Consider the following 26,218-nt stretch of genomic DNA (forward strand, 5'->3'; position numbering starts at 1 on the left):
TGCTTCTGATCGGAGCTGGTACTGCCGTGGCATCGCCGGCGGATGCGGCAGTGTCGACGCTGACCGATGCTGCCGCGCGCGAAGTCGATCAAGTGATGCCGCCGCTGCTGGCGACACCGGCACACGTGCAGGTGCGCCAAGCGCTCTCGGCCACGGCAACACAGGTGGACGGATTCGTCAGCCCAGCGTTTCCCCGAGTGACCAGTGAATTCGCGCGCTTTCGCGAACGCGACGCGGCGTTGACCCCTGAACAGGTTCCGGCGTCGCTCAGACGCGCCGATCCGGCTGCGTTCGCACAGATGCAGCGTTATCTCTACAACCGTTACAACGGCGTCACCGTGGTGCGCACCTTGTTCGTGGACGGGCATCTGTTCGATTGCATCGTGTTGTCGCAGCAACCGGGATTGCGCGGCGTCGCGCGGGTGGCGTCGCCGCCGTCGCGCGTTGGAGGGCTCGATGGCGCCTTGCGCAAGCTCCCGCCGACCGACGCGGCGACCCGCTGCAATGCTGGTACGGTGCCGCTGGAGCGCCTGGGCATTGAGGATCTGGCGAAGGCCAATAGTCTGCGCGAGTTCCTTGGTAAGCCGCCGACCCGTGGTGATCGCGCAGGCACGATCACCGCAGCGGCACCTTCCAACGGCCACCATTACGCCTCCATGTTTGCCGATACCGCAGGTAGCCCGATCAATGGCGCGGGGGCGGATCTCAATATCTGGACGCCGGTTTTCAGGTCGAGCAACGACTACATGTCGATCAGCCAAATATGGATCTATGGCCAAAGCGATGCGCAACAGCAGCAGACGTTGGAAGTGGGTTGGCAGTTGCGACCGTCGTATCGGGATTGGGGCAACAAGTCGATCACTTTCATTTATTCCACGCAGGACGGCTACGCCACGACCGGTTGCCACAATCTGGAGTGCGGCGATTTCGTGCAGGTGGTCTCGGACAATGTGCTGGGCACGCCATATGCGGAGGACCGGTACAGCATCAGTGGCGGCAAACAGGGGCTGATGAGCGTGCAGTACCAGCGCGATTCCGGCGGCAATTGGTGGCTGATGTTGGACGGGACCTGGATCGGCTACTACAAGGCCAGCCTATATTCCGGCGATCTGGCGCAGGGTAGTGCGGCGGTGGGTTTCTCGGCAGGTGGCGAAATCTACGCGAACGATCTGACTCCCAGCACTCCGATGGGCAGCGGCGCGTTCGCTGCTGCCGGCTATCGCAAAGCCGCTTTCCAGGCCAATCATTTTTACCTCGACGACAACTTGGACGCACATGCGGTCACCAATTTGTCCGCCTATTCGTTGGATTCTCCCACCTGCTATACGTTGGCGTTGGCGGGTATGAGCGGGCCGGTGATGAGGGGTGTGAGCAGCATCGGCCTGGCGCCGGAAATGCGCAGCGGCGGTTTCTATTTCGGCGGGCCAGGTTGCACGCGCTGATGCGTGTCCGGCCGAGTTGGAGTTGGCGCGTCGATGTAGACCCGCCGACTCAGCATGGGCGAAGTGTGTGGCCGATGCCGACAGCGGTGCCATCCTGGCATTCGCAAGCGTCGCAGTTTGTTGCAGGCACTTATTCCGGCAGTAGCCCGCGCTGCGCCAGCCAGATGCGTGCGTCCCCAGCATCGTGCTCGAACCAGGCTTCGGTGGAACCGAGCCGGTAGGTGTAGCCCCAGGCATCCATGTCGGCCATCAGCCGCGCACGGCCGACGCCCGGGAGTGTGTCGGCCAGCAGGATCTGCAGATAGCAGGTGGCGTCCTCTTCCTCCACCGAGTCGGTGGCGTCGGTATGCACTTGCGCGCGGCGTTGCGGTGGCAGCACGATCAGGTGGCAGGCCTCGTGCAGCAATGAATGCACCGGTGTGTCGTCGCGCACATACACGTTGCTGGCGATCACGCCGGCTTCCGGTTCGCCCCAGTAACTGCCGGGAATGCTGGCGCCGTCGGCGACATGGTGCAGTTCCAATGCGTAGCGGGCCAGCAGCGCGCGTGGCGCTTCCAAACCGATTGCGCCGACTGTCAGAATCGCGCTGATGGATGCGGTCATGGCGGTATCGGTCTGCATTGGCGGTGAAAGTGCAGAAAAGGGCGGATGCAGAGCAAGCGACTCTCGTCAGACGCGGACCGCAGACGGTGCCGCGCCCGTGCTCATGGCTGCGCCGCAGTGCCGATCAGGGCGCCGGCCCCTCCGGCAGAGCGACGGAAATATCCAGGACGTCGTGTTCGCCGTCCTTGACCAGATCCACCTTGACCGCGTCGGCGTCGATGTTCACGTATTTCTTGATCACTTCCAGCAACTCGCGTTGCAACAGCGGCAGATAGTCCGGGCCGCCGCGCTGGTTGCGTTCCTGGGCGATGATGATCTGCAGGCGGTTCTTCGCGGTCTCGGCGGTGTTCTTTTTGCCGATACCGCAGGTAGCCCGATCAATGGCGCGGGGGCGGATCTCAATATCTGGACGCCGGTTTTCAGGTCGAGCAACGACTACATGTCGATCAGCCAAATATGGATCTATGGCCAAAGCGATGCGCAACAGCAGCAGACGTTGGAAGTGGGTTGGCAGTTGCGACCGTCGTATCGGGATTGGGGCAACAAGTCGATCACTTTCATTTATTCCACGCAGGACGGCTACGCCACGACCGGTTGCCACAATCTGGAGTGCGGCGATTTCGTGCAGGTGGTCTCGGACAATGTGCTGGGCACGCCATATGCGGAGGACCGGTACAGCATCAGTGGCGGCAAACAGGGGCTGATGAGCGTGCAGTACCAGCGCGATTCCGGCGGCAATTGGTGGCTGATGTTGGACGGGACCTGGATCGGCTACTACAAGGCCAGCCTATATTCCGGCGATCTGGCGCAGGGTAGTGCGGCGGTGGGTTTCTCGGCAGGTGGCGAAATCTACGCGAACGATCTGACTCCCAGCACTCCGATGGGCAGCGGCGCGTTCGCTGCTGCCGGCTATCGCAAAGCCGCTTTCCAGGCCAATCATTTTTACCTCGACGACAACTTGGACGCACATGCGGTCACCAATTTGTCCGCCTATTCGTTGGATTCTCCCACCTGCTATACGTTGGCGTTGGCGGGTATGAGCGGGCCGGTGATGAGGGGTGTGAGCAGCATCGGCCTGGCGCCGGAAATGCGCAGCGGCGGTTTCTATTTCGGCGGGCCAGGTTGCACGCGCTGATGCGTGTCCGGCCGAGTTGGAGTTGGCGCGTCGATGTAGACCCGCCGACTCAGCATGGGCGAAGTGTGTGGCCGATGCCGACAGCGGTGCCATCCTGGCATTCGCAAGCGTCGCAGTTTGTTGCAGGCACTTATTCCGGCAGTAGCCCGCGCTGCGCCAGCCAGATGCGTGCGTCCCCAGCATCGTGCTCGAACCAGGCTTCGGTGGAACCGAGCCGGTAGGTGTAGCCCCAGGCATCCATGTCGGCCATCAGCCGCGCACGGCCGACGCCCGGGAGTGTGTCGGCCAGCAGGATCTGCAGATAGCAGGTGGCGTCCTCTTCCTCCACCGAGTCGGTGGCGTCGGTATGCACTTGCGCGCGGCGTTGCGGTGGCAGCACGATCAGGTGGCAGGCCTCGTGCAGCAATGAATGCACCGGTGTGTCGTCGCGCACATACACGTTGCTGGCGATCACGCCGGCTTCCGGTTCGCCCCAGTAACTGCCGGGAATGCTGGCGCCGTCGGCGACATGGTGCAGTTCCAATGCGTAGCGGGCCAGCAGCGCGCGTGGCGCTTCCAAACCGATTGCGCCGACTGTCAGAATCGCGCTGATGGATGCGGTCATGGCGGTATCGGTCTGCATTGGCGGTGAAAGTGCAGAAAAGGGCGGATGCAGAGCAAGCGACTCTCGTCAGACGCGGACCGCAGACGGTGCCGCGCCCGTGCTCATGGCTGCGCCGCAGTGCCGATCAGGGCGCCGGCCCCTCCGGCAGAGCGACGGAAATATCCAGGACGTCGTGTTCGCCGTCCTTGACCAGATCCACCTTGACCGCGTCGGCGTCGATGTTCACGTATTTCTTGATCACTTCCAGCAACTCGCGTTGCAACAGCGGCAGATAGTCCGGGCCGCCGCGCTGGTTGCGTTCCTGGGCGATGATGATCTGCAGGCGGTTCTTCGCGGTCTCGGCGGTGTTCTTTTTGGCCTTGAGGAAATCGAGTAGTCCCATGCTCACCCTCCGAACAGCTTGTTGAAGAAGCCCTTCTTCTCCACGGAGATGAAACGCATCGGACGTTCTTCGCCGAGAATCCGCGCGACCGCGTCGTCGTAGGCCTGTCCGGCCGGGGACTCGCCATCCAGGATCACCGGCTCGCCCTTGTTGGAGGCGTTGAGCACGTCGCCCGATTCGGGGATCACGCCGATCGCTTTCAACCCGAGAACCTCCTGCACATCGGTGATGCTGAGCATTTCCCCACCTTCCACCCGTGCCGGGCTGTAGCGGGTCAACAGCAGGAACGCAGGCAGGCTCTTGCCGCTCTCGGCCTTGTGGGTCTTGGAGTCGAGCAGGCCGAGGATACGGTCCGAGTCGCGCACCGACGACACTTCCGGATTGACCACCACCACCGCGCGGTCGGCGAAATACATCGCCAGGAACGCGCCTTTCTCGATCCCGGCGGGCGAGTCGCAGACGATGTAGTCGAAGCCGTCGGCGGCCAGATCCTTGAGCACCTTCTCCACGCCGTCCTGGGTCAGTGCGTCCTTGTCGCGGGTCTGCGAGGCGGCCAGCACGAACAAGTTGTCGAAGCGCTTGTCCTTGATCAGCGCCTGCTTCAACGTGGCCTCGTTGTGCACCACGTTGACGAAGTCGTACACCACGCGACGCTCGCAGCCCATGATCAGGTCGAGGTTGCGCAAGCCCACGTCGAAGTCGATCACGGCGACTTTCTTGCCGCGCCGCGCCAGGCCGCACGCCAGGCTCGCGCTGGTGGTGGTCTTGCCGACGCCGCCCTTGCCGGAGGTGACTACGATAATTTCAGCCAAAGGAATGTCTCCTGATATGTGCGTTGTAGGGCCGCGTCAATCTTGCGCGGCAATTTTGATTTCGTCCTGCTCCAGCCAGACCTGTACGGCTTTGCCGCGCAGTTCCTTGGGAACATCGTCCAGTACCTTGTAATTGCCCGCAATGGCGACCAGTTCGGCGCGGAAATCGCGGCAGAAGATCCGCGCCTCGGTGTTGCCTTGCGCGCCCGCAAGCGCGCGGCCGCGCAGGCTGCCATAGATGTGGATGCTGCCATCGGAGATCACCTCGGCGCCCGCACCGACCGTCGCCATCACGGTCAGGTCGCAATTCTCCGCATAGAGCTGCTGGCCCGAACGCACGGCTGTCTTCTGCATGCGCCCTGGTTGTGGTCGCGCCACCGGTGCGGGTGGTGGAGGCGGCGGTGAGACCGGCGCTGCGGCGACGGCAGGCGGGCCGCCGTCGATGCGCTCGTATTGCGCCCGGAATTTGGCCAGCAGCGGCAGGCTTAACGCCTCCGATAGCGCTTCGATCTCGCGGGTGCCGTAGGCGAGCGCTACCGGCAACACGCCGGCCTCGCGCAGCCCGTCCAGCAGCGCTTGCGCGGTGGCCACGTCTGGCGCTTGGGCCAGCCCGCCGAAATCGATGATGACGGCGGCGCGGCCGAACAGTTTGGGTGCGCGCTGCACCCGTTCGCGCATTTCCTGGCTCAGGCGCATCACGTCCAACGTGCGCACGCGCAGGTTGGCGATACCGACCTGGCCGATTTTGAGTTCGCCGGCCTGCTCGAAATCCGGATTCACCGACGACACGCTCAGCTTCCCGTCGGGCGTTGTGCCCGCTGCAGGCGGTGAGCGTGGCCGGCCCAGGGGAGTTCGGGCAGCGTTTCGCCATAGGTCTCGCGGACCCAGGTGTAGCTGCACAGGTCCTTCAATAGCATGCTTGTACGCACCTCCACTTCGTTCATGGTGTTTTGGCCGACTTCGCGAAAACCGAAGCTGCCATGGAATAGCAGCGCCGCATCGGCGCCGTGGTCGAGGAAAACCTCGCATGCCAATTGCGGGTAGCGCAATTCGGCGTAGCTCTGTACGTCGGCATAGAACGCCCGGCCGACGCCGCCGCCGCGGCGGCGGCTGGCCACCACGATGCGGTCGATATAGAAAAAGCGCTGGTGGCGTTCGCGGAACCAGGCGAAATTGCTGCTGTCGTGGTCGCTATCGCTGCCGAAGCCGACCAGAAAACCGGCCAGGTTGCCGTCGTGCTCGGCGATGCGGAAGTATTCGGCAGTATCGTAGAAGTGACGCAGTTTGGTCGAATCCAGGGGCAGAATCGCCAGTCCGGCGTTGTTGTTCAGGGCCAGGACGGAATCGAGCTCGTGCTCGCGCACGTCGCGGATGACGATCGACATTGGGACTCCGTTGCGGATACGCGGGCGGCCCGTGCAGGTCGCCAGCGCGTGAGTATCGCACGCGCGAACCGATGCGGCGAGCCGCGAGGGCATGACTTCCGTGGGAGTGCAATGCGTGCCGTTCATTCCTAAGATGCGTAGATGTTGGGAAACCTCAGTCATACCCGCGTCCTGCGCTATGCCGGCCTGTTCACCTGGGCCATCATCGCCATGCCGCTGGTCTATAGCTATCTGGTGCCGATCAAAGATGGGGTCCAGCCGGCCGTTCACGAGGCGCGCTGGGTGTTCGCGGCTTACCTCGGGTTCGGGGTCAGCTATTTCTGGCTCACCCGCGGGCTGAGCAGCGGCGGGTACAGTCGCTGGTACGACCGGTTGATCCTGCTGCTGTTGACCGGTTTCGCGCTCGCCGTCAGCTACTTCAACGGCTCCGGCCTGGGCAGCATCCTGATGATGGTCACCGCCGGGGTGATCCCGTGGATGTTGCCGGCGCGGATCGGTGTGGTCTGGCTGCTGTTGAGTCAGTTGGCGGTGTTGCCGGTGTACCACTTGATCATGCAGTTCCCGCTGTTCGACTCGCTGATGCAGTCGCTGTTGTACGGCGGTTTTTGTATGTTCATTTTTGTCACTGGCTTGGTCGCCCGGCAGCAGACCCAGGCGCGTGAGGAGCAGCGTCAGCTCAACGCCGAACTGCGTGCGACCCGCGCGCTGCTGGCCGAAAGCGCCCGTGTCAACGAGCGCACCCGCATCTCCCGCGAGCTGCACGACCTGCTCGGTCACCACTTGACCGCGCTGAGCCTGAACCTGGAGGTGGCCGGCCACATCACCGAGGGGCGTGCCCAGGAGCATGTGCAACAGGCGCACACCCTGGCCAAGCTGCTGTTGACCGACGTGCGCGAGGCGGTCAGTCAACTGCGCGACAGTGGTGCGATCGATCTGGCTGCAGCGTTGCGGCCTTTGGCGGAGCGGTTGCCGGCGCTACAGATTCAGCTGCAGGTGGAAGAGCCGTTAACGGTGGAGGATCCCGAGCGTGCGCACGTTCTGTTGCGTTGTACTCAGGAGATCATCACCAATGCGGTGCGCCACGCGCAGGCCCATAACCTGTGGATTCAGGTGCGTCGCGATGGCCCGCATGTGGTCATTCAGGCCCATGACGATGGACGTGGTTGCCCGACGTTGTTGCCCGGCAATGGCTTGCGCGGCATGCGCGAACGCTTGAGCCAGTACGGCGGTGACCTGGAGATCGAGGCCTCCTCGGGCGTGGGTTTCCGCTTGCGTGCCGTGGTTCCGGTGGGTGTCACGCTCGCGCTGCTGTTGCCCGTCGTTCTGCCAGGAGTGTTGTGATGATTCGTGTGTGTCTGGTCGATGACCAAACCCTCGTGCGGCAGGGGATCCGCTCGCTGCTCGCGCTCGATGGCGGCATTGAGGTTGTGGCCGAGGCCGGGGACGGTCGCCAGGCGGTGGATCTGATTCCGCAGGTCAGTCCCGATGTGGTGCTGATGGATATGCGGATGCCGGCGATGTCCGGGCTGGAGGCGCTGCAGTTGCTGTCGCGCGCCGCGGCGCTGCCGCCGACCATCATTTTGACCACCTTCGACGACGATCAGTTGGTGCTGGCCGGGCTGAAGGCCGGTGCCAAGGGCTATTTGCTCAAGGATGTCTCGCTGGAGCAACTGGTCGGCGCGATCCGCACCGTGGCCGCTGGCGGATCGTTGGTGCAGCCGGTGGTGACCCAGCGCCTGCTGTCTGGCTTGGAGCACATGCGCAATGACTTCGTGAGCCTGGATCGTCCGGACCCACTGACCGACCGTGAGACCGAGATCCTGCGGTTGATGGCCAGCGGATTCTCCAACAAGGAGATCGCCAATTCGTTGGGCGTGGCCGAAGGCACGATCAAAAACCATGTCTCCAACATTCTCTCCAAGCTCGGCGTGCGCGATCGCACCCGGGCCGTGCTGAAAGCGTTCGAGTTGCAGTTGGTCTGAGCGCTGCTAAGGCGGACAGGTGCCGATATGTCGGGTTCAGGTGTTCGGCGGGGCGTCCTCACGCTGCCGCTTTCAGTCCTTGCCCAGTGGATTGGTCTGTCGCGAGAGCGTTGATCTTGTCGCCACTTGGTCAGTCGGCCACATTGTCAGTGGCTGGCTTTACGTGCCGCTGCGCGGCACTGTCCGGTTCCGCGTCGGTTGCAATGGTCTGGTCGCGCGTGCCAGTGCCATGCGCGGCGCTGTGTGCGAGCGCCGGGGGCGACCGCGGCAGTGGATGGCGTGTCATTCCGTGATGGGCTGACCACGGGGAGAGCGAAGCCTGCTAGGATAAGAGCTTCGTTTCATCAACCCGCATCAACCTGGCCGTGGGATCGGCCCCGGAGACCTGCTGAATGACCCGTATTATCGAATTCTTGATCGCCCTGGGGATCGTGGCTGGCCTGTTCGTTATCCTTGGCTTGGTGCTGCCTTCGGAGCGTCACATGTCCGAAAGCGTCGAGACCAATCGGCGTATGACCATTGTCTATGACACCTTGAACAGTCTGCGTCGGTTCAAGGACTGGAATCCTCTGTTGCTGCGTGACCCGCACGTCGATCTGAAGCTGTCCGGCCCGGAATCGGGCGTCGGTGCGCGTCTGGATTACACCTCCAAGGAGGGATACATCGGCAAGGGAAGCTGGGTGATCACCTCGACCGAGAAGGATAAGGACGTCGTCATCGCGATCGATGACGAGAGCAAGGGCAAGGACAAGACCACGACCTTCAAGCTGGAATCGACCGGTAAGAACGGTCGTAACGTGAAGATTACCCAGGACTACTCGGTGCGGTACGGCTGGGACCTGCTGGGCCGTTACGCCGGTCTGTATGTGAGTCGTCACGTTGGCGACGATATCAAGCTGGGTCTGTCGCGCCTGACCAACGTGCTGGCCAGCGTGCCGAACGTGGACTATCGCTCTGAAGACACCCCGCTGACGGATCTGAAGGTCGTTGACGTTCCCGCCGAGGATCTGCTGGTGGTCAACGCCGGCAACATCGACCGCGACAACGACTCCATCAAGAAGTCCATCAAGGACAACCAGGAGTGGATCAAGCGCGTGATCGAGGCCAATGGCCTGGAAGCGGTGGGTCCGTTGCGCATCGTCACCACCGACTTCGGTTCCGAAAAGTACGCTTTCGACGTCGCCCAGCCGGTGCGCAAGCGTGCTGGCGGCGCGTCCAAGTCCGACAAGTCCGAAGACAAAAAGAAGGACGAGGCGAAGAAAGACGATGCGCCCGCCGCGCCGGTCGATGCGACCCCGGTCGCGGCCGTCGGCGACCCGCTGAAGGTGACCATCCCGCAGGGGGCTCCGGTGACCTATACGCGCACCCAAGGGCACCGTTCCGCGTTCGCCAGCTATGTCGGCCACATGGCCGGCCTGGATACGGCACGTAATGCGGTCCGTGCCTGGGCCGCGACCAGCGGTTACGAGGTGACCGACCGTCCATACGAAGCCTGGAAGGGTGGTGTGGATAAGGCGTTCACGCCGGATGGCAGTTACGACATCTACTGGGCAATCAAGTAAGTCCCGTACGGATGCAATGAGTGAACCCGGAACGCGCCGCATTTTGCGGCGCGTTCTGTTTATGGGCTGCTGCAAATGGTTGTTCCACCCTGGAGGCAAATGTCCATGCTGACTTTCGATCACCGCTCGCGCGGCCCATATTGGCTATCCAGCGTCGGCGCACTGTTGGCAACTGTTGCCATCGGCCTGTCCGCTTACGCCGCACATGCGGTCCTCGCGCCGCTGGCGCAATCGCATCTGCAAACGGCGGCGTTGTATGCCTTTGGTCACGGGTTGGCGTTGGCGGCGCTTGGCCGCCGCAGTGGGCGGATGCTCGCGCGTGTCGCGCTCTGCCTGTTACTGCTGGGAACTGTGTTGTTCTCGGGAAGCTTGGTCGGCAATGCGCTGGCCCAATGGTCGACGCGGTTGGCGCCGATCGGTGGCGTCACCCTGATGCTGGGCTGGCTGCTGTGGGCGATGGATGCGCTGCGCCGCTGAGGCGTCTCGGTCTTGGACCGTCACATGGCGTCTGTCTTGCCTGATCAGCGCGCTGCGATTGCCGCTGAGTGGGAGAGCGTTCGGCGTAGCGGCTCGTTGCTTAGCCGTGACTGTTGCGAGAATGGGAAGCGTCGCTCTTGCTGCAAGTCGCGGTGGTGCTGGGAGGTATCGCTGACTGTGCTGAGAGTGCCGTAGTGGTGTTGTGCTTATTGCTCGGCGAGACTTGCCAGCCACGCCGGTGTCCTCGCCGATCTGCTGTGGGCGGTGAAACGCACTTTCGCCTTTTTCTGGCAGCTTGCGGCCCTGGCGGTCGTGCCCTTGGTGTAGCGAAGTGGCGGTCAGTCTGGATGTAACTGCGGTCGGTGTCCGTTGCGTCGCATGGGCGTTGTGCTCTCGCTCAGGCCGATGCCGTGTCCTGCCAGCACCAATGCCAGGGTTCGTAGACGATGCCGTGCGGATTATCGCGCGGATAGCTCATTCGGTAGCCGAAGGCGCTGGCATGCGCGCGTAGCCAGGCGAAGGCGTGGGTATGTTCGAAGCTTTCCTCTGCTGGTGGTTCGCCCACTGTACCGATGTCCAGCGCATGGCCGCTGTGGTGTTCGCTGAAACCGGGAGCGGCGTTGACCGCGAGAATCTGCGTCAGGCTCAGTCCGCGTGCGGCCTTGCGCGCGAAGATGCCGAGTTGGTAGTCGTGACTGCGATAGCCGGAAATCGCCTCCAGCACCACGCCATCGCGTGCGGCGGCATGGCGCAGCGCCTGCCACGCGCGTGCCGCACCCGCGCTCAGCCAGAGTGGTCGCGCATAGCGGTCGCGGCCAGCGGCGTGCAGGCTGCTTGGTTCCGGTTGCAGTGCCAGCCCGCTGCGCTGCGCATAGTCCTCGGCCGCTAGACCAAGCTCGGCCAGGCGTTGTTGCAGCGCGGTCAGCGGCAGCCACGCTGTCTCCGCGTTGATCGGCCTGCGGGGTGCGGGGAGCGCATCGAGACGATCCAGCGCCGCTTCGATGCCGGGCTCGTGCATCAATCGTGGTACCAGCGCCCGTAGCTCATGTGCGCTTGCCGTTGCTAGATAGCGGCCGTCGCGCTTGCGTCGCAGCAACCAGATCGCCTGTGCGAGCTGGCGTGCATCGGCGTTGCCGCGCGCACGCAGCAGCGCGGCCGGCAGCAGTTCGATGGTGTCGGTGTTGAGCAATAAGGTCGGGGTCGCGCGCATTGGCACAGAGTAGAGCCAAGCCGTGCGCAGGGCCAGTTGGCGCTGTCGATGGTTCGGTGTTGCCTGTTGTCGGTTGTCGTGGCGTGTTCAGCGGCACGCGTAGCGACCGTTGCTTGCCTCATTGACGTTGGCCTGCGCTGTCGCAGCCGCTTGCAGTTGCCGTGGTGATTCGATGCTGAGCGGCAGCCAGCGTCCATCCTGCATGGGGTGGAGAGTGCCTGGTTGGCGGTAATCAGGCAGAACGCTATGTCTGTTGCCATTCCGGTAGTAGCTGTGCGATCTCCGGTGTTTAGGCAAGGTGGCTGATGTATGCCTCGATCACGTCCACGTCCGGCCCGGCAAGCCGATCCGGAGTTGCAGCCGAGCCGCTGGTGGCGCGACCGCGCCGTGGAGACGGAAGTCCGCCGGGTCTGGGATGAGAACAAGCAGGTCTATGGCGTACGCAAGGTGTGGAAGCAACTGTGCCGCGAAGGCTACCGGGTGGCGTGTTGCACGGTGGCCCGGCAGATGAATCGGCTGGGCCTGCGCGGGGTCGTTCGCGGCAATGTCGTGAAGACCACACACAGCGACAGGCGGTGCCATTCCCACGCGATCAGGTGAACCGGCAGTTCCGCGCCGACCGGCCCAATGCGCTGTGGGTAAGCGACTTCACCTACGTCTCGACCTGGACGCGCTGGAGCAGGCCCTGCACGAGCGCCGACCGACGCAGGGCGGGCTGATCCACCACAGCGACCGCGGCGTGCAGTACGTGTCGATCCGCTACGCCGAGCGCCTGGCCGAGGCCGGCATCGAGCCCTCGGTGGGCAGCGTCGGCAGACAGCTACGACAATGCGCTGGCCGAGACGATCAACGGCCTGTAGAAGGCCGAGGTCATCCATCGGCGGCCTTGGAGGAACCTGCAGGACGTCGAACTGGCGACGTTGGAGTGGGTGGACTGGTTCAACCACAAGCGCCTGCTTGGCCCGATCGGCGATATCCTACCGGCCGAAGCCGAAGCAAATTACTATCAGCAGACCCGTGAGATCGCCATGGCGGCGTGACTCACACCTATGCGTCTGCGGAAATCCCGGGGCGGTTCAATTCCAACCGCTCCGCAATCATCGAGTCGGCGTGGTCTTCGCGCCCTTGCGATTGCTTGCATAACGCTCTGTTGTGGTCACCGACGACGGATCGCTCAGTGCGTACCACTGCTATGGCAAGTCAATTCGTAGCATCGCGGCCAAACTTATGTCAGGCCGGTGAATACTGCCGACGATCAGCATTGGCTAAATACCGTAAGCTGCCGTCAGCCTGACCTCGAATTCGTGCGCCTGTACATCGCCATCGGCTGCGCCCAATGCTCAAAATGCAGACCCCGCAGTGCGCGGCCTACGCAGCTGGATGATTAACCGCATCGCCTGAGTAGGAATTCGGTAGGCCATTTACAAACCGCCAGAGCTGCGGTTACCAGCCAAATGGTGGTGGGCCGTAGCCGCCTCCTGGATAATAACCACGACCGAATAGCGAGCCTGCACCGCGCTCGACGCTGATGCTGATGCCCATGTGCCGTGGCTTGCCGTCGTCGTTGTAGGAGGTCTTGCACATGTTCAGGTTGGCGGCCTGGTAGTTGCTGTTGCCGCCTTGTTTTGAATAACCGATGCCAGTGGCGACACCGCCGTGGAGGTCGCCGTTGCAGCGCTCGGCCTGCGCCTGTTCCGCTTCGGCCCGTGCTCTGGCCGCCGCTGCCTTCTGGGCAGAGGCCGAGGTGCCGCTGGTATCGCCGTAGTAGGCGCCCGGCGGGTCGGCTTTGTAGCCGGGTTGGGAGCCGTAGGTGATCGGCGGCGGCTGCGGTACGCTCAGGTCGAGCTTGCGCTTGGCCGCTTCGCTGGCATTGTCGGAAGCGGCGGTCTGGGCCAGTGCCGGGCCGGCGAGCAGGGCGCTGACAAAGAGAAGAAGGCTGCGTTTCATCGGGCGTCTGCCAGGGCAAGGAAAGCCGGATGCAGCCGTCATGGACGCACTCCATCCTGTGCCGACGCTACCAAGATCACGTTGAACCCGGCCTGTCGGTGGTGGTGCGGCCTGGTTCGTCTGCACTGCCGCAGGGGAGGTTGCATGAGCCGCCGTGCTCGCAAGTCTGGCGGGGTGAACTCAGCCTTGCGCACGTACTACCTCGATCAATTGCTGGCCGTAGCGGGCCAGTTTGCTGCCACCGATTCCGCCGACACGCGCCAGTGCATCCAGGCTGGTCGGGCGTTGCTCGGCGATGTTGCGCAGGGTGCTGTCGTGGAAGATGACGAAGGCGGGTACGTTCTGTTCTTTGGCCAAGCCGGCGCGCAGGTCGCGCAGTGCGTTGAACAAGCCCAGGTCCTGTGGCTGCACCGGCAGGCCGGTGCGCGGGCTGCCGCTGCGGTCGCCGCGCTCGCGGCTGCGGCTGGGCAGTTCGCGGCGCATCATGATCTGGCGCTCGCCCTTGAGCACCTGGCGGCTGGCGTCGGTGAGGCGTAAGCCACCGTATGCGTCGCTGTCCACTTCCAGTAGGCCGGTGGCGACCAGTTGACGGAACACGCCACGCCAGGCGCGCACGTCCAGGTCCTTGCCGATCCCATAGGTGCTGAGGCGTTCGTGGCCGAATTGCTTGATCTTGTCGCTGGCGTTGCCGCGTAGGATGTCGATCAAGTGGCCCACGCCGAAGCGCTGGCCGCTGCGGTACACACAACTGAGCGCCTTCTGCACGGCCACGGTGGCATCCCAGGCGTCGGCCGGTTGCAGGCAGTTGTCGCAATTGCCGCAGGGTTGCGGGTAGGTCTCGCCGAAGCTGGCCAGTAGCACCTGGCGGCGGCACTGTAGCGATTCGCAGTAGCCCAGCAGTTGGTCGAGCTTGCGTCGCTCCACGCGTTTGCGCTCCTCGCCGGCTTCGCCCTGTTCGATCATTTGCTTGAGCAGCACCACGTCGCCCAGGCCATAGCACAACCAGGCTTCGGCGGCGTCGCCGTCGCGCCCGGCGCGGCCGGTCTCCTGGTAGTAGCCTTCCAGCGATTTGGGTAGATCGGTGTGGGCGACGAAGCGCACGTCGGGTTTGTCGATGCCCATGCCGAAGGCGATGGTGGCGCACATCACGATGCCGTCTTCGCGCAGGAAGCGGCGCTGGTGTTCGGCGCGCATCTCGGCAGGTAGTCCGGCGTGATAGGGCAGAGCATTGAGTCCTTCGCGGACCAGAAAATCGGCGGTTTCCTCGACCTTGCGCCGCGACAGGCAGTAGACGATGCCGGCACTGCCGCGGTGTCCGCGCAGGAAGTCCAGCAATTGCCGGCGGGCGTTGTCCTTCTGCACGACGGTGTAGCGGATGTTGGGGCGGTCGAAGGAACTGACGAAGTGGCGCGCCTGGGCCAGGTCCAAACGTTCGGCGATTTCGCGCTGGGTCGGCGGATCGGCGGTGGCGGTCAGGGCGATGCGTGGGGTGTGCGGCCAGCGCTCGTGCAGCACGGTGAGCTGGCGGTACTCCGGGCGAAAATCGTGGCCCCACTGCGACACGCAGTGCGCCTCGTCGATAGCGAACAGTGCGATGCGGCTGCGTTCGATCAACGATAAAAAGCGCGGTGTCAGCAGTCGTTCCGGTGCGACGTAGAGCAGGTCCAGTTCGCCGGCCAGCAAGGCGCGCTCGACGCGTTGCGCGGTCTCTGCGTCCAGGGTGGAGTTGAGGTATTCGGCGCGCACGCCGACCTGATGCAGCGCTTCGACCTGATCCTGCATCAACGCGATCAGCGGCGAGACCACGATGCCGGTACCCTCGCGCAGCAGCGAGGGGATCTGATAGCACAGCGACTTGCCACCGCCAGTGGGCATCAGCACCAGTGCATCGTGTCCGGCGGCGACGTGTTCGACGATGTCCTGTTGCAGGCCGCGAAACTGGTCGTAGCCGAAAACGCGGCTGAGCAAAGCGTGGGCGGGGGAAGGCATCTGTCTAGGATACCGCGTGGGTCAAGCGTGGCTGTTGGATGCAGGCGCTGCGTCGCGTCGTCGGGTCGCAGTGATCGGCCGTGGGTCAGTCATTGCGGGGTCAGCGCCGTCGCGATCAGCAGCGGCAACACCCCACGGTCGCCGGCAACCTCGGCGTCAAGCGAACGCAGCGTGGTGAATTCCTGCGCGGCCACGCCTGTCTGGCAGACGTGGCCGTGTGCGGTTTATTGCAGCAGCGAGCGCAGCATCCAGGCGTATTTTTCGTGGGTTTGCAGGCGTTGCGTCAGCATATCCACCGACGGGTCGTCGCCAGCGTTGTCGGCGGTCTTGAGCGCCTTGCGCGCGGTGCGGCATACCGCTTCGTTGCCGACCACCAGTTGGCGCACCATCTCGCGCCAGTCGGCGCTGTCGCTGAGTCCTGCTTCTTCCGGGATCGAGGTCAGCGCGGCGTACTCCTTGTACGAGCCCGGGGCGTTGAAGCCCAGCGCACGGATGCGTTCGGCGACGTTGTCCAGCGCCGCCCACTGCTCGGTGTACTGGGTCTCGAACATCAAGTGCAGCGAATTGAACATCGGCCCGGTCACATTCCAGTGGAAGTTGTGGGTCTTCAGGTACAGCGTGAAGGCATCGGCCATGAAATGCGACAGGCCCTCGGCGATCTTCTTGCGATCGCCGCCGCCGATCCCGATATCGATGTTGGGCGCCGATGGCGCCAGGGTTGCCAGCGGTTGGCCTGTCGTGGTCTTGGTCGAGTGCTTGATCTTGTCGGGGGTCTTGGGCTTGGCCATGGTGGGATCCTTATGAGGGTTACGGACGAGATGGCGTCACAATAGACAGACTAAAGCATGTGCGCTGATTCAACGTTCAATGGCATCGGATTGATGAACGCTATCGAAAAACATCCTCTGGCCGCACACCTGCGCGAGCGCCGTGCGGCGATCGACGGTGCGCTGACCCGCGACCGTGGCCGCCTGCTCGGCCTATGGTCGCGCTGGCAGGCCGCGCCTGGCAATGCCGCGCTGGAAACCGCGTTCGAACAGGCGCTGGATGTGTCGCGCACGCGCTGCGCTGCGCGGGCATCCGCGCAGCCGGCCATCGTGCTGGATCCGCAATTGCCAATCGCGCGCGAGGCAGAGCGGATCGTCGCGTTGATCCGCGCGCATCAGGTGGTGGTGATCGCTGGCGAGACTGGCTCGGGCAAAACCACGCAGTTGCCGAAGTTGTGTCTTCTGGCCGGTCGCGGTGCCGCCGGCATGATCGGCTGCACCCAGCCACGGCGCATCGCCGCGCGCGCGGTGGCCGCCCGGGTGGCCGAGGAATTGCACACCCCGGTGGGTGACATGGTTGGTTTCCAGGTGCGCTTCAATGATCGGATCGGCGAGCAGACCCGGATCAAGTTCATGACCGATGGCATCCTGCTGGCCGAGATCGCCAGCGACCGCTGGCTGTCCAACTACGACACGATCATCGTCGACGAGGCGCACGAGCGCAGCCTCAATATCGATTTCCTGCTCGGTTATCTGAAGCAATTGCTGCGCAAACGCCCGGAACTGAAAGTCATCGTCACCTCCGCCACGATCGACACCGCGCGTTTCGCCACGCACTTCGACGATGCGCCGGTGATCAGCGTGGAGGGCCGCACCTATCCGGTGGAGGTGCGCTATCGGCCGCTGCAAGGTGAAAGCGGCCAGGACGATAGCAGTGGCGATAACGCCGGCGAGCGCACGGTCAACGAGGCGATCGTGGCGGCGTTGGACGAAATCACTCGGTTGGACCCGCGCGGCGATGTGCTGGTATTTCTGCCCGGCGAACGCGAGATTCGCGATGCGCACCAGGTGCTGGAACGGCGCAAATATCGCGAAACCGAGGTATTGCCGTTGTACGCGCGGCTGTCGGCCAGCGATCAAGACCGAGTGTTCAATCCCGGCTCACGACGTCGCCTGGTGTTGACCACCAACGTGGCCGAGACTTCGCTGACCGTGCCGCGGATCCGCTACGTGGTCGATCCTGGCGATGCGCGGGTCAAGCGCTATAGTCCACGACAGAAGCTGGATCGGCTGCACATCGAACCAATCTCGCAAGCCAGCGCCAACCAGCGCAAGGGCCGTTGCGGACGCATCGCCCAGGGTATCTGCTACCGCCTGTACGCCGAGACCGATTTCCAGGCCCGGCCTGCGTTCACCGATCCGGAGATTCGCCGTTCCAGCCTGGCCGGGGTGATCCTGCGCATGCTGCAATTGGGGCTGGGGCGCATGGAAGATTTCCCGTTCCTGGAGCCGCCGGACGAACGCGCCGTCGCCGACGGCTGGCAGCAACTGGTGGAACTGGGTGCGGTCGGCGAACCCGACCGCCACGGCGCGCGCAAGCTCACCGAGATTGGCCGCAAGATGGCGCGGTTGCCGGTGGACGTGAAACTGGCGCGGATGCTGGTGGCCGCGCAGCAGCATGGTTGTCTGCGGCCGATGCTGGTGATCGCCGCGTTCCTGGGCATCCAGGACCCGCGCGAGCGACCGCCGGAAGCGCGCGAAGCGGCGGACAACGCGCATGCCAAATTCGCCGATGCGCGTTCGGAGTTCGTCGGCATCCTGCGTCTGTGGGAGGCTTACCGCCAAGCGCACGAGGAACTCACCCAGTCCAAACTGCGCGACTGGTGCGCACGGCATTTCCTCGGGTTCCTGCGCATGCGCGAGTGGCGCGAGTTGCATCGTCAGTTGCACCTGCTGTGCGCCGAGCTGGGCTGGAGCGAGGAAGCGGCGTCTGCGTCGCTGCAACCGTTGTTGGCCGCGGCTGCCGCGCCGTCACCGGCGCGCGATGCGGAAACCGCCGCGCGCATGAGCCGTGGACAACTGCACCGTGCCGCGCGGCTGGCGCGCGAGGGACGCGGCGCGGCGCAGGCGCTCGCATCCACGCTGAGCGACGCCCGCCTGGCCGCACCGATTGCAGATGCCGAGACGCCGCGCGCCAGCGAGCGCGTGCGCGCCGCAGCCTACCAGTCGCTGCATCGCGCATTGCTCGCCGGACTGCCGACCCAGGTCGGTCACCGCACCGAGAAAGGCGATTTTCTAGCGCCCCGGCAGCGGCGTTTCCTGCTGTTTCCCGGCTCGACGTTGGCGCGCAAACCGCCGCCTTGGGTGCTGCCGGCGACTCTGCTCGACACGCAGAAGATTTGGGGCCTGACCAATGCGGCGATCGAACCGGACTGGGTCATCGCCGAGGTGCCGCACCTGCTGGCGCGCAAGCATTTCGATCCGCACTGGTCGCGTGCGCAAGGTCAGGTGCTGGCCTCCGAGCAGATCAGCCTGTTCGGGCTGGTGCTGGCACCGAAGAAGCCGGTGCACTACGGCCGCATCGATCCGTCGGCTGCGCACGAGTTGTTCGTGCGTCAGGCACTGGTGCCGGGCGAGATCAATACCCGTGCAAGTTTCGTCGTGGATAATCAAAAGGTGTTGGCGCAGGCGCACGAAGAGGAAGCCAAGCTGCGGCGTGCCGGCATCGTGGCCGACGAGGATTGGCAGGCGCGTTGGTATCTGGACCGGATTCCGGTCGAAATTCATTCCGCCACGGGACTGGATACCTGGTGGAGCGCGTTGTCGCCCGAACAGCGGCGCGCGCTGCACTGGTCCTTGGTCGATTTGTTGCCGGGTGAGGGCAGCGAAGCCGACCGCTATCCCAAGTATTTCGCCCTGGGCGATGCGCGGTTGGCGCTGCATTACCGTTTCGAGCCGGGCGCTGCCGACGATGGCGTGACGTTGGAGGTGCCGGTGCATCTGCTCAACGCGCTGGACCCGGCACGGCTATCCTGGCTGGCGCCGGGCTTCGTCGCCGACAAAGCCGCTGCGCTGATTCGCAGCTTGCCCAAGGCGCTGCGACGCAATTATGTTCCCGCACCGGATTTTGCGCGGGCCTTCCACGAGGCGTTCGCGCAGCCCAGTGCCGATGACCTGCGCGGTGAACTGGCGCGGTTTCTGCAGCGCGCGACAGGCGTGCCGCTGAGCCCCCTGGACTTTGACGAAAGCGCGCTGGAACCGCATCTGCGCATGAATCTGCGCTTGCGCGACGAGGCCGGCAAGGTGTTGGCTGAATCGCGCGATCTGGATGCGTTGCGGCTGCGCTTCGGCGACCTTGCCGGTCGCGCCTTCGCGGCGCGTGCCGGTCGCGAAATGGCAGCGACTGGGCTGCGCGAGTTTCCGCTTGCGCCGATCCCGCCGCAGGTGCCGGGCGAAGCTGGCGTGCCGGCCTATCCGGCCCTGGTGGACGAGGGCGATAGCGTGGCCTTGCGTATTTTCGCCGACCGCGCCCAGGCCGAGGCGATGCACCCGCGCGGCGTGCGGCGGTTGCTGGAAATCGCCCTGAACGACAAGCTCAAACAGGCGCGCAAGCAATTGCCGGTGTCGCCCAAGACCGGCTTGCTGTACGCGGCCATCGAATCGCAGGAACGGCTGCGTGGGGATCTGGTGGATGCGGCGTTGAACGCACTGTTGGAGCAGGGGCTGGACACGATTCGCGATGCCGACAGGTTCGCCCAGCGTCGCGACGCCGTCGCCAAGCAGCTATTTGGCGAAGCGATGGAACGGCTGAAGCTGGCCGAGGCGATCATGAGCGCGGCAGCGGAATTGAAACCGCAGTTGGAGTCGCCGCTGATGGGCTGGGCCAGCGGCAACCTGGACGACATGCGGGGGCAACTGGCGGCACTGATGCCACCGGGGTTCCTGCGCGAGACGCCCGCTCACGCGCTGGCGCAATTTCCACGCTATCTGCGTGCGATGCTGCTGCGCGCCGAACGTGCCAAGCGCGATCCGGCGCGCGACCAGGCGCGGATGCTGGAACTCAAGCCCTTCGTCGATGCCCTGGCGGAAGCGGTTGCAGTGGGGCAGCGTGACGATCCGCAGTGGCAGGCGCTGCGCTGGGATCTGGAAGAATTGCGGGTCTCCGTGTTTGCGCAGGAGCTGGGCGCCAAGTCCGGTATTTCGGCCAAGAAGCTGGCGCAGCGCGTGGCGGCCTTGCGCTGAGGCGGGTGATTGCCGCGCCATGCTTTTGTTGGCTGTGCTTAGAGTGGCTCACAAAACCTCGCCAGCCGCTGCCGGACGGGGGCGGGCAGCCTGCAGGAACCGCGGCGAGGGGCGCCGAGTACTGTCCACCTCCGTCCGGCGGCGAGGCAGTCGCCTTTGTCAGTGACGCTTACTCGTCGTCCACCCGCTCGCCCATCAGTTCGCGCTGGCGCTTGTCCAGTTCTTCGGCGTAGCGTTTGCGCACGAAGCTTTCGCTCAGCACGCCCAGCACTTTGCCTTGTTCGTCGACCACCGCCAGTTCGTCGCTCTGGGTCAGGTCGAACTGACGCATCGCGGTGACCACGTCGGTGTCGAGGCGCAGGGCGACGTCGCGGTTGCCGGCATAGTCGACGATCGCCGCCTCGGCGTTCGCGCCGTCGGCATAGACGGCGGCCAGGGTCACCAGTCCGGCGTAGTGGCCGTCCTCGTTCTCCAGTATGACCCGGGTTACCGATCCTAGCGGGAAGCGGCGGCGGAACTGCGCCACTGTGGTGGTGGCGGCGAACGGGTGCACGTCCTTGCGCATCATGCGTCCGGCGTTCAAATGCTTCACCCAGCCCACGTCGCGCGCGCTCTTGATCGTCTCCCCGCGCAGGTGCAGGCGCCAGGTGGAGAACGAGTAACCGAAGATTTGCCGCACGATGGTATTGGCGACCAAAACCGCGACCATCACCGCGCTGGCCAGGACGAAATCATGCGTCCCTTCCAGGACCAGCATGGCCATCGTCATCGGCGCGCCGACCACCGCAGCGGCCATGGCGGCCATGCCCGCCAGCGAGGCGGCGGTACCGTCGACCAGCGCCATGCCGCTGCCCAGGTTCAACACCCCAGCGTACAAACCGCCGATCAGCGATCCAATGAACAGCGAGGCGAAGAACAGGCCGCCACGGAAACCGAAACCGAGCGAGATGCCCGATCCCAGACATTTGAGCAGCAACAGCACGCCCAACCAGCGTAGCGAGGTCGGGCTGGTCAGATCCAAATGCAGGGCCCCATGGCCGGACGACAACACCTGTGGGGTGATCATCGCCAATGGGATCAGCAGCGTGCCACCGACCATCGGCCGCGCCCAGCGCGGCAGCCGGCTACGGTTGATCGTTTGCTCGATCGCGGCGATCAGGCGCATCACCGCCACCGCCAGCAGCGCGCACAGCACGCCCAACAGTGCATAGAGCGCATAGTCGCTGGCCTCCAGCGCCGCTGCCGCCGAGGCTGGCAACAGGTACGGCTGTGTTCCGCTGGCCTGGGCCACGAATACCGCGCCAAGCGAGGCCACCGCCACCGGCGCCAGCGCCGATGGGGAGTACGCGCCGATCACGATCTCGAACGCATAGAACGCGCCTGCCAGCGGTGCGCCGAATGCTGCGGCGATGGCCGCACCGGCCCCGGCACCGACCAGGGTACGGATGTCGGCGCGGCGCAGGCGCAGGATGCGGCCAAGGTGCGAGCCGGAGCCGGCGCCCATCTGCGTGTATGCCGCTTCCAGGCCGACCGATGCGCCACAGCCGTTGGACAGCAGTGTTTGCGCGGAGACGATCAGGTTGTCGCGCATCGACATGCGTCCGCCGTACAGTGCGTTGGCCTCCACGGCGTCGATCAACTGACGTTTGCGCGCGCGCGCGGCCATCCCCAACAGGCCGACGACCAGCCCGCCCAGCGGCAGCACCAGCAACTGGCTCGTGCTCAGTTCCGGCACCGCACTGAGCCGCGCATCGGCATCCAGGCCGTACAGCCATGCCTGCGCGCTGTGGGCCAGGCTGCTCTGTAGCAGGGTCAGCAGGCCAGCGATCAGCCCGACCAGCAGCGCGAGTGCGATGAACCACACGTCGCTGGCGCGTATCCGCCGACGCAGTGCATCGGTCAGGCTGTGCGAGGCGTGAGCCAAGCCTGGCACGGAGGGCAGGTGCACGGTACGCGTTCCTATTTTATCCGGCGGACTTTGGCGCGGGTGTTGTAACTATCGATTTGCAGATACCACACGCCCATGATGCCCGGGAGGATTTTCACCTTTGGCGCGCTGCGGCGCACGCCGGGCAGGCTGGCCGGTTCGGTCTGCTCCCACTCCTGCCCGTTGGCCAGTAGGTAATGACGCCCTTTGGCGAAGCCAGTGAATTCGCCGACCAGGGTGCTTTCGATGGGGTCTTTGCTGCCGAAATCGAAAAAACCGCGATTGTTGGAAATCACGTCGCGGCGGCCTTCTTCCTTGGCGTTTTCTAGCGCAACGGCGGTTTCCTGGGCGACCTTGCCTTGCAACCAAGCGTTCAGTGCGGCCAATTCCTGTGGCGAAAGTTTGTCCAGGCCGGCGGCCTTGAACGCCTGCGGCGACATCTGCGTTTGCAGGTCGTCGGAGACGTGTTGCTGAGCACACGCTGGGGCGGCGGACACGGCGAGCGCCGCGCACAGGATCAGAGGAGTGAGGCGCGCGAGGGACATGGCGGAAATCCAGCGGTGGAATGCGCCGTAGTGTATTCGCAAGTCATGATGCGGGCGCTAGCGCGGCCGATAGCGGCCTGGTTGAGATTGGGTCTGCGCTCAGTCGCCGATGGGCGTAGCGGTGGCGGATGTGCTGCGCGGCGGGCGCCGGTAGACGAAAGCCGGCGCTGGCGCGCTTGCTTCGCGTTGCGTCAATGCTTGCAGGTGCGCATGTTCTGGCGCGCGCTCGCAGACCGGGTCCAAGGTGGCGGCGTTGCCGCTCAGCGCCAGCGCCTGGCAACGGCAGCCGCCCCAGTCGATCTCGCGCTTCGGACAGTCCTGGCACACCCGCGGCATCCAGGCGCTGCCGCGGAAGCGCACGAACGCCTCGCCGTCTTCCCAGATCGCCGCCAGCGGCCGCGTGCGCAGGTTCTCGAACACCATGTCCGGCAGGGTCTCGGCGGCGTGACAGGGCAGCACGTCGCCGCGCGGGGAAATGTTGACGAAGCGTTGGCCCCAGCCGCCCATGCACGCCTTGGGTCGGTGGGCGTAATAGTCGGGACTGACGAAATCGATGTGCAGGCGATCTTGCAACTGTTCGCGCGCGGCATTCACCACGGCCACGGTGGTCTCGATCTGCGCGCGGCTTGGCAGCAGCGCCGCGCGGTTGCGCAGGCCCCAGCCGTAGTATTGGGTGTGCGCCACTTCCAGGCGTTCGGCATCCAGTTCCAGCGCCAGGGCGATCATCGCCGGCACTCGCTCGGCATTGTGGCGGTGGATCACCGCATTGATCGTCAGCGGCAGGCCGAGTGTGCGGACCGCGCCGGCGAACGCGCGCTTCTTCGCCAGGCTGTCGCGATAGCCCGCGATGCGATCGGCACCAGCGGCATCGGCGTCCTGGATACTCAGTTGCACGTGTTCCAGCCCGGCCTCGGCCAACTGCGTCAGTATCGGCGCGCCGCCGGCCACGCCGGAGGTGATCAGGTTACTGTACAGGCCCAGTGCGCGCGCATGCGCGACCAATTCGGGCAGGTCCTTGCGCAACATCGGTTCGCCGCCGGAGAAGTGTGCTTGCAGCACGCCCATCGCGGCGGCCTGCTCCAGCGCCGAGCGCCAGCCGGTGGTCTCCATTTCCTCACGCAGGCTCGCCAGTGCGATTGGATTGGAGCAATACGGGCAGGCCAGTGGGCAGCGATGGGTCAGCTCCAGCAGGATCGACAGCGGCGGCGGCACTCGGGCATTCATAGGCGCAGCAGACGCTTGTCGTGCAACTGTTGGATCAGTTCGCACACATCGCGCTCGACTTCGTCCGCGTCGGCGTCGAACGCGTCGGCCAGTTCGGCGGCGATTGCCGCCAGCGGGCGTTCGCCATCGCAGCGCGACACGATCGCATGGGCGAGCTCATCCAACTCGATCACCCGCTCCGGTGCCAGTAGCACCCATTGCGTACGGATCTTGTCGTGCTGCAGGCGCACTCCGGGGGCGAGCCGTGGCTGGCTGTTCGGCATTGCCGTGTTCATGCCACCGCCTGTGTCCGCACTGCCGGGGCGAAGGCGTCCGGCCAGGCGATGCCGGGCTGCACGTAGGCCAAGTGCAGGGCATCCAGTTGCGACCACAGCACGCCGCACTTGAAGCGCAGCGCCTCCTTGACCATGTGTTGTTTCTCTGGCGTATCGGCGTTGCGCTTGACGTAGTCCAGGGCGAAGTCGGAATCGCGCGGCGCTTCGTGCAGCCGATGCTCGAAGTACGCCAGCGCCTCGCGCGAGACGAAATCGTAGTGTTGCAGCATGCCGGCGACGCGCCGACCGATGATGCCCGGCGCGAACAGTTCGGTCAGCGAGGAGGCGATGGCCTCCAGCAGGCTCTTTTCGCGCACGAAATGCAGATACGCTTGCACGGCGAAGCGGGTGCCGGGCAGCAGCGCGCGTCCGGATTGGACCAGATCGCGGTCCAGGCCAAGTGCATCGGTCAGGTACAACCAGCGGGCGATGCCGCCTTCGCCCTCGGTACTGCCGTCGTGGTCGACGATGCGCTGACGCCAGATCCGCCGCAACGCCGGGTCGTCCATCCGCGCCAGAATCGCTGCGTCCTTGAGTGGAATGCAGCGCTGGTATTCGTAGCGGTTGAGTGCCCAGGCCTGGACCTGGCCGCGATCCAGTCGCCCGCTGTGCAGCAGTGCGTGGAACGGGTGTTGGTCGTGGTACAGGCGCGCGCCGATTGCACGTAGCTCCGCCTCGAGTTGGTCGGGACTCAGCAATGTGCTCATGGATTTACGTTTCCAGACAGTGCATGGTCATAGGGCGATCTCCATGCCATCGTGGGCCACTTCCCAACCGTGCGCGGCCACCGTGGCACGCTCGGCCGAGCCGGCATCGAGGATCGGGTTGGTGGTGTTGATGTGGATGAAGATCTTGCGCGTCACGTCCAGGTCGGCGAACGCACGCAAGGTGCCAGCCTCGCCGTCGATGCTCAGATGGCCCATGCGCTGGCCGGTCTTGGCGCTGACGCCGAGTTGCACAAGTTCGTCGTCGCGCCAAAGGGTGCCGTCGAAGAACACCAGTTCCGCGCCGCGCAGATGTGCGCGCAGCGCGTCGGTCATCCTCGCGCAACCGGGAATGTAATGCAGGCGGTGGCGGCCATCGTCGATGGTCAGGCCCAGGGTTTCCTCTGCCGAACCGGCTAGATCGCCGTTGTGGCGGCATTCCATGAACAGTGGAACCTTGCCCGGCACCGCGAACGGCGTCACCTGCAGGCCCAGTAATGACAGTGGCGTGTTCAACGCGAAGGCGTGGCGTTGCACGTAGGCCGGATGCAGTGCGTCGAACACAGGATTCTGCGCGAGCAGATCCAGCACGCGTCCGCTGGCGTAGAGGTCGAAACGCTGGCTTTCGCGCATCGACAACAAGCCCGCGATGTGGTCGATCTCGCCACTGGTCAGCAGGACCGCCTCAATCGGCGAATGGCGCAGATCGCGCTGCGGCCACAGCGCCGGTGTGGCCAGCACTTGCTGGCGGAAATCGGGCGAAGCATTGATCAACAGCCAGCGCTGACGGTCGGTGCTGACCGCGATGCTGGCCTGGGTACGGCGTAGGGCACCGGCATGTTGCTGCCACGCGCGTTGACTTGCCGGCGTGTGGCAGTTCCATTGCGGATGCCCTCCACCTGCCGCCGATCCCAATACGATGAGGTGCATCCGGTCTCCGTGTCTGGCGCTTGGCCGGTCGCGC

General features: G+C 64.7%; 24 protein-coding genes and 1 pseudogene. 8 read left to right on the plus strand and 17 right to left on the minus strand.

The annotated features are described in order from the left end of the window. Positions 1 to 26: 26 nt before the first annotated feature. Positions 27 to 1,442, plus strand: coding sequence for a neprosin family prolyl endopeptidase (locus XANALMUS060_RS04035; protein WP_235430344.1), 1,416 nt, complete (start codon positions 27 to 29; stop codon positions 1,440 to 1,442). Between the two features lie 130 nt (positions 1,443 to 1,572). Here XANALMUS060_RS04035 and XANALMUS060_RS04040 read toward each other — a convergent pair whose 3' ends face one another. Then, positions 1,573 to 2,064, minus strand: a complete 492-nt coding sequence (locus tag XANALMUS060_RS04040) for a hypothetical protein (RefSeq protein ID WP_045737252.1) — start codon at positions 2,062 to 2,064, stop codon at positions 1,573 to 1,575. Between the two features lie 106 nt (positions 2,065 to 2,170). Continuing rightward, positions 2,171 to 2,428: a cell division topological specificity factor MinE gene (gene minE / locus XANALMUS060_RS04045; protein ID WP_045737370.1), complete on the minus strand. Its 258-nt coding sequence runs from the start codon at positions 2,426 to 2,428 to the stop codon at positions 2,171 to 2,173. 57 nt (positions 2,429 to 2,485) lie between these two features. Here minE (XANALMUS060_RS04045) and XANALMUS060_RS04050 point away from each other — a divergent pair, with 57 nt between their 5' ends. After that, positions 2,486 to 3,181, plus strand: coding sequence for a neprosin family prolyl endopeptidase (locus XANALMUS060_RS04050; protein WP_235430345.1), 696 nt, complete (start codon positions 2,486 to 2,488; stop codon positions 3,179 to 3,181). A gap of 130 nt (positions 3,182 to 3,311) precedes the next feature. Here the strand turns inward: XANALMUS060_RS04050 and XANALMUS060_RS04055 are convergent, their stop codons facing one another. From XANALMUS060_RS04055 to XANALMUS060_RS04075, 5 genes are all read right to left on the minus strand, one after another. After that, positions 3,312 to 3,803 carry a hypothetical protein gene (locus tag XANALMUS060_RS04055; RefSeq protein WP_045737252.1) on the minus strand — a complete coding sequence of 164 codons (492 nt, stop codon included), beginning with the start codon at positions 3,801 to 3,803 and terminating at the stop codon, positions 3,312 to 3,314. A 106-nt stretch (positions 3,804 to 3,909) separates the two neighbouring features. Beyond that, the gene (gene minE, locus XANALMUS060_RS04060; RefSeq protein ID WP_045727096.1) at positions 3,910 to 4,167 is read right to left on the minus strand and encodes a cell division topological specificity factor MinE; all 258 of its coding nucleotides are present in this window, start codon (positions 4,165 to 4,167) and stop codon (positions 3,910 to 3,912) included. 2 nt (positions 4,168 to 4,169) lie between these two features. Continuing rightward, positions 4,170 to 4,979, minus strand: a complete 810-nt coding sequence (gene minD / locus XANALMUS060_RS04065; RefSeq protein WP_045737253.1) for a septum site-determining protein MinD — start codon at positions 4,977 to 4,979, stop codon at positions 4,170 to 4,172. A 36-nt stretch (positions 4,980 to 5,015) separates the two neighbouring features. Beyond that, positions 5,016 to 5,768, minus strand: coding sequence for a septum site-determining protein MinC (gene minC, locus XANALMUS060_RS04070; protein WP_045737254.1), 753 nt, complete (start codon positions 5,766 to 5,768; stop codon positions 5,016 to 5,018). 2 nt (positions 5,769 to 5,770) lie between these two features. Further along, complete coding sequence (locus tag XANALMUS060_RS04075; RefSeq protein WP_045727099.1) at positions 5,771 to 6,364, minus strand: GNAT family N-acetyltransferase; 594 nt, start codon at positions 6,362 to 6,364, stop codon at positions 5,771 to 5,773. A gap of 141 nt (positions 6,365 to 6,505) precedes the next feature. Between XANALMUS060_RS04075 and XANALMUS060_RS04080 the strand changes: the two genes are divergently transcribed. The 4 genes from XANALMUS060_RS04080 to XANALMUS060_RS04095 all read left to right on the plus strand — a co-directional run bounded on the left by XANALMUS060_RS04080 (position 6,506) and on the right by XANALMUS060_RS04095 (position 10,385). Further along, positions 6,506 to 7,705 carry a sensor histidine kinase gene (locus XANALMUS060_RS04080; RefSeq protein WP_045737255.1) on the plus strand — a complete coding sequence of 400 codons (1,200 nt, stop codon included), beginning with the start codon at positions 6,506 to 6,508 and terminating at the stop codon, positions 7,703 to 7,705. Further along, positions 7,705 to 8,346, plus strand: a complete 642-nt coding sequence (locus XANALMUS060_RS04085; protein ID WP_045737256.1) for a response regulator transcription factor — start codon at positions 7,705 to 7,707, stop codon at positions 8,344 to 8,346. Before XANALMUS060_RS04080 ends, XANALMUS060_RS04085 begins: the two co-directional genes overlap by 1 nt. Before the next feature lie 392 nt (positions 8,347 to 8,738). Then, positions 8,739 to 9,908 carry a polyketide cyclase gene (locus XANALMUS060_RS04090; RefSeq protein ID WP_045737257.1) on the plus strand — a complete coding sequence of 390 codons (1,170 nt, stop codon included), beginning with the start codon at positions 8,739 to 8,741 and terminating at the stop codon, positions 9,906 to 9,908. A 105-nt stretch (positions 9,909 to 10,013) separates the two neighbouring features. Further along, positions 10,014 to 10,385, plus strand: a complete 372-nt coding sequence (locus tag XANALMUS060_RS04095) for a DUF423 domain-containing protein (protein WP_045737258.1) — start codon at positions 10,014 to 10,016, stop codon at positions 10,383 to 10,385. A 397-nt stretch (positions 10,386 to 10,782) separates the two neighbouring features. Here the strand turns inward: XANALMUS060_RS04095 and XANALMUS060_RS04100 are convergent, their stop codons facing one another. After that, entirely contained in the window at positions 10,783 to 11,595 is an 813-nt protein-coding gene (locus XANALMUS060_RS04100) for a M15 family metallopeptidase (protein WP_045737259.1), read from the minus strand. A gap of 333 nt (positions 11,596 to 11,928) precedes the next feature. Between XANALMUS060_RS04100 and XANALMUS060_RS18250 the strand changes: the two are divergent. Further along, positions 11,929 to 12,635, plus strand: a pseudogene (locus tag XANALMUS060_RS18250) (IS3 family transposase); the annotation flags it as partial. 403 nt (positions 12,636 to 13,038) lie between these two features. Here the strand turns inward: XANALMUS060_RS18250 and XANALMUS060_RS04115 are convergent. The 3 genes from XANALMUS060_RS04115 to XANALMUS060_RS04125 form a co-directional block, all read right to left on the minus strand. After that, positions 13,039 to 13,542: a hypothetical protein gene (locus tag XANALMUS060_RS04115; RefSeq protein ID WP_045737260.1), complete on the minus strand. Its 504-nt coding sequence runs from the start codon at positions 13,540 to 13,542 to the stop codon at positions 13,039 to 13,041. A gap of 180 nt (positions 13,543 to 13,722) precedes the next feature. Next, positions 13,723 to 15,531: a DNA helicase RecQ gene (gene recQ / locus XANALMUS060_RS04120; RefSeq protein ID WP_045737261.1), complete on the minus strand. Its 1,809-nt coding sequence runs from the start codon at positions 15,529 to 15,531 to the stop codon at positions 13,723 to 13,725. Between the two features lie 224 nt (positions 15,532 to 15,755). Continuing rightward, a complete protein-coding gene (locus tag XANALMUS060_RS04125) occupies positions 15,756 to 16,319 on the minus strand; it encodes a Dps family protein (protein WP_045737262.1) in 564 nt (187 codons plus the stop codon). Between the two features lie 93 nt (positions 16,320 to 16,412). Here XANALMUS060_RS04125 and hrpA point away from each other — a divergent pair, with 93 nt between their 5' ends. Next, the gene (gene hrpA / locus XANALMUS060_RS04130; protein WP_045737373.1) at positions 16,413 to 20,540 is read left to right on the plus strand and encodes an ATP-dependent RNA helicase HrpA; all 4,128 of its coding nucleotides are present in this window, start codon (positions 16,413 to 16,415) and stop codon (positions 20,538 to 20,540) included. Between the two features lie 169 nt (positions 20,541 to 20,709). Here hrpA and XANALMUS060_RS04135 read toward each other — a convergent pair whose 3' ends face one another. From XANALMUS060_RS04135 to pqqB, 6 genes are all read right to left on the minus strand, one after another. Continuing rightward, positions 20,710 to 22,488 (minus strand): chloride channel protein, encoded by a 1,779-nt coding sequence (locus XANALMUS060_RS04135; RefSeq protein ID WP_045737263.1) that lies wholly within the window; start codon positions 22,486 to 22,488, stop codon positions 20,710 to 20,712. An 11-nt stretch (positions 22,489 to 22,499) separates the two neighbouring features. Further along, a complete protein-coding gene (locus tag XANALMUS060_RS04140; RefSeq protein ID WP_045737264.1) occupies positions 22,500 to 23,012 on the minus strand; it encodes a hypothetical protein in 513 nt (170 codons plus the stop codon). Positions 23,013 to 23,111: 99 nt separating this feature from the next. After that, on the minus strand, positions 23,112 to 24,236 hold the full coding sequence (gene pqqE / locus XANALMUS060_RS04145) for a pyrroloquinoline quinone biosynthesis protein PqqE (RefSeq protein WP_045737265.1): 1,125 nt from the start codon (positions 24,234 to 24,236) through the stop codon (positions 23,112 to 23,114). Continuing rightward, positions 24,233 to 24,511 (minus strand): pyrroloquinoline quinone biosynthesis peptide chaperone PqqD, encoded by a 279-nt coding sequence (gene pqqD / locus XANALMUS060_RS04150; protein WP_045737266.1) that lies wholly within the window; start codon positions 24,509 to 24,511, stop codon positions 24,233 to 24,235. The genes pqqE and pqqD overlap by 4 nt, the downstream gene beginning before the upstream one ends. Next, a complete protein-coding gene (gene pqqC / locus XANALMUS060_RS04155; protein ID WP_045737267.1) occupies positions 24,508 to 25,257 on the minus strand; it encodes a pyrroloquinoline-quinone synthase PqqC in 750 nt (249 codons plus the stop codon). Before pqqC ends, pqqD begins: the two co-directional genes overlap by 4 nt. Positions 25,258 to 25,284: 27 nt before the next feature. Further along, a complete protein-coding gene (gene pqqB, locus XANALMUS060_RS04160) occupies positions 25,285 to 26,184 on the minus strand; it encodes a pyrroloquinoline quinone biosynthesis protein PqqB (protein ID WP_045737268.1) in 900 nt (299 codons plus the stop codon). Between the last annotated feature and the right edge of the window lie 34 nt (positions 26,185 to 26,218).

The sequence above is a fragment of the Xanthomonas sp. MUS 060 genome, assembly GCF_000963215.1.
GTDB lineage: Bacteria > Pseudomonadota > Gammaproteobacteria > Xanthomonadales > Xanthomonadaceae > Xanthomonas_A.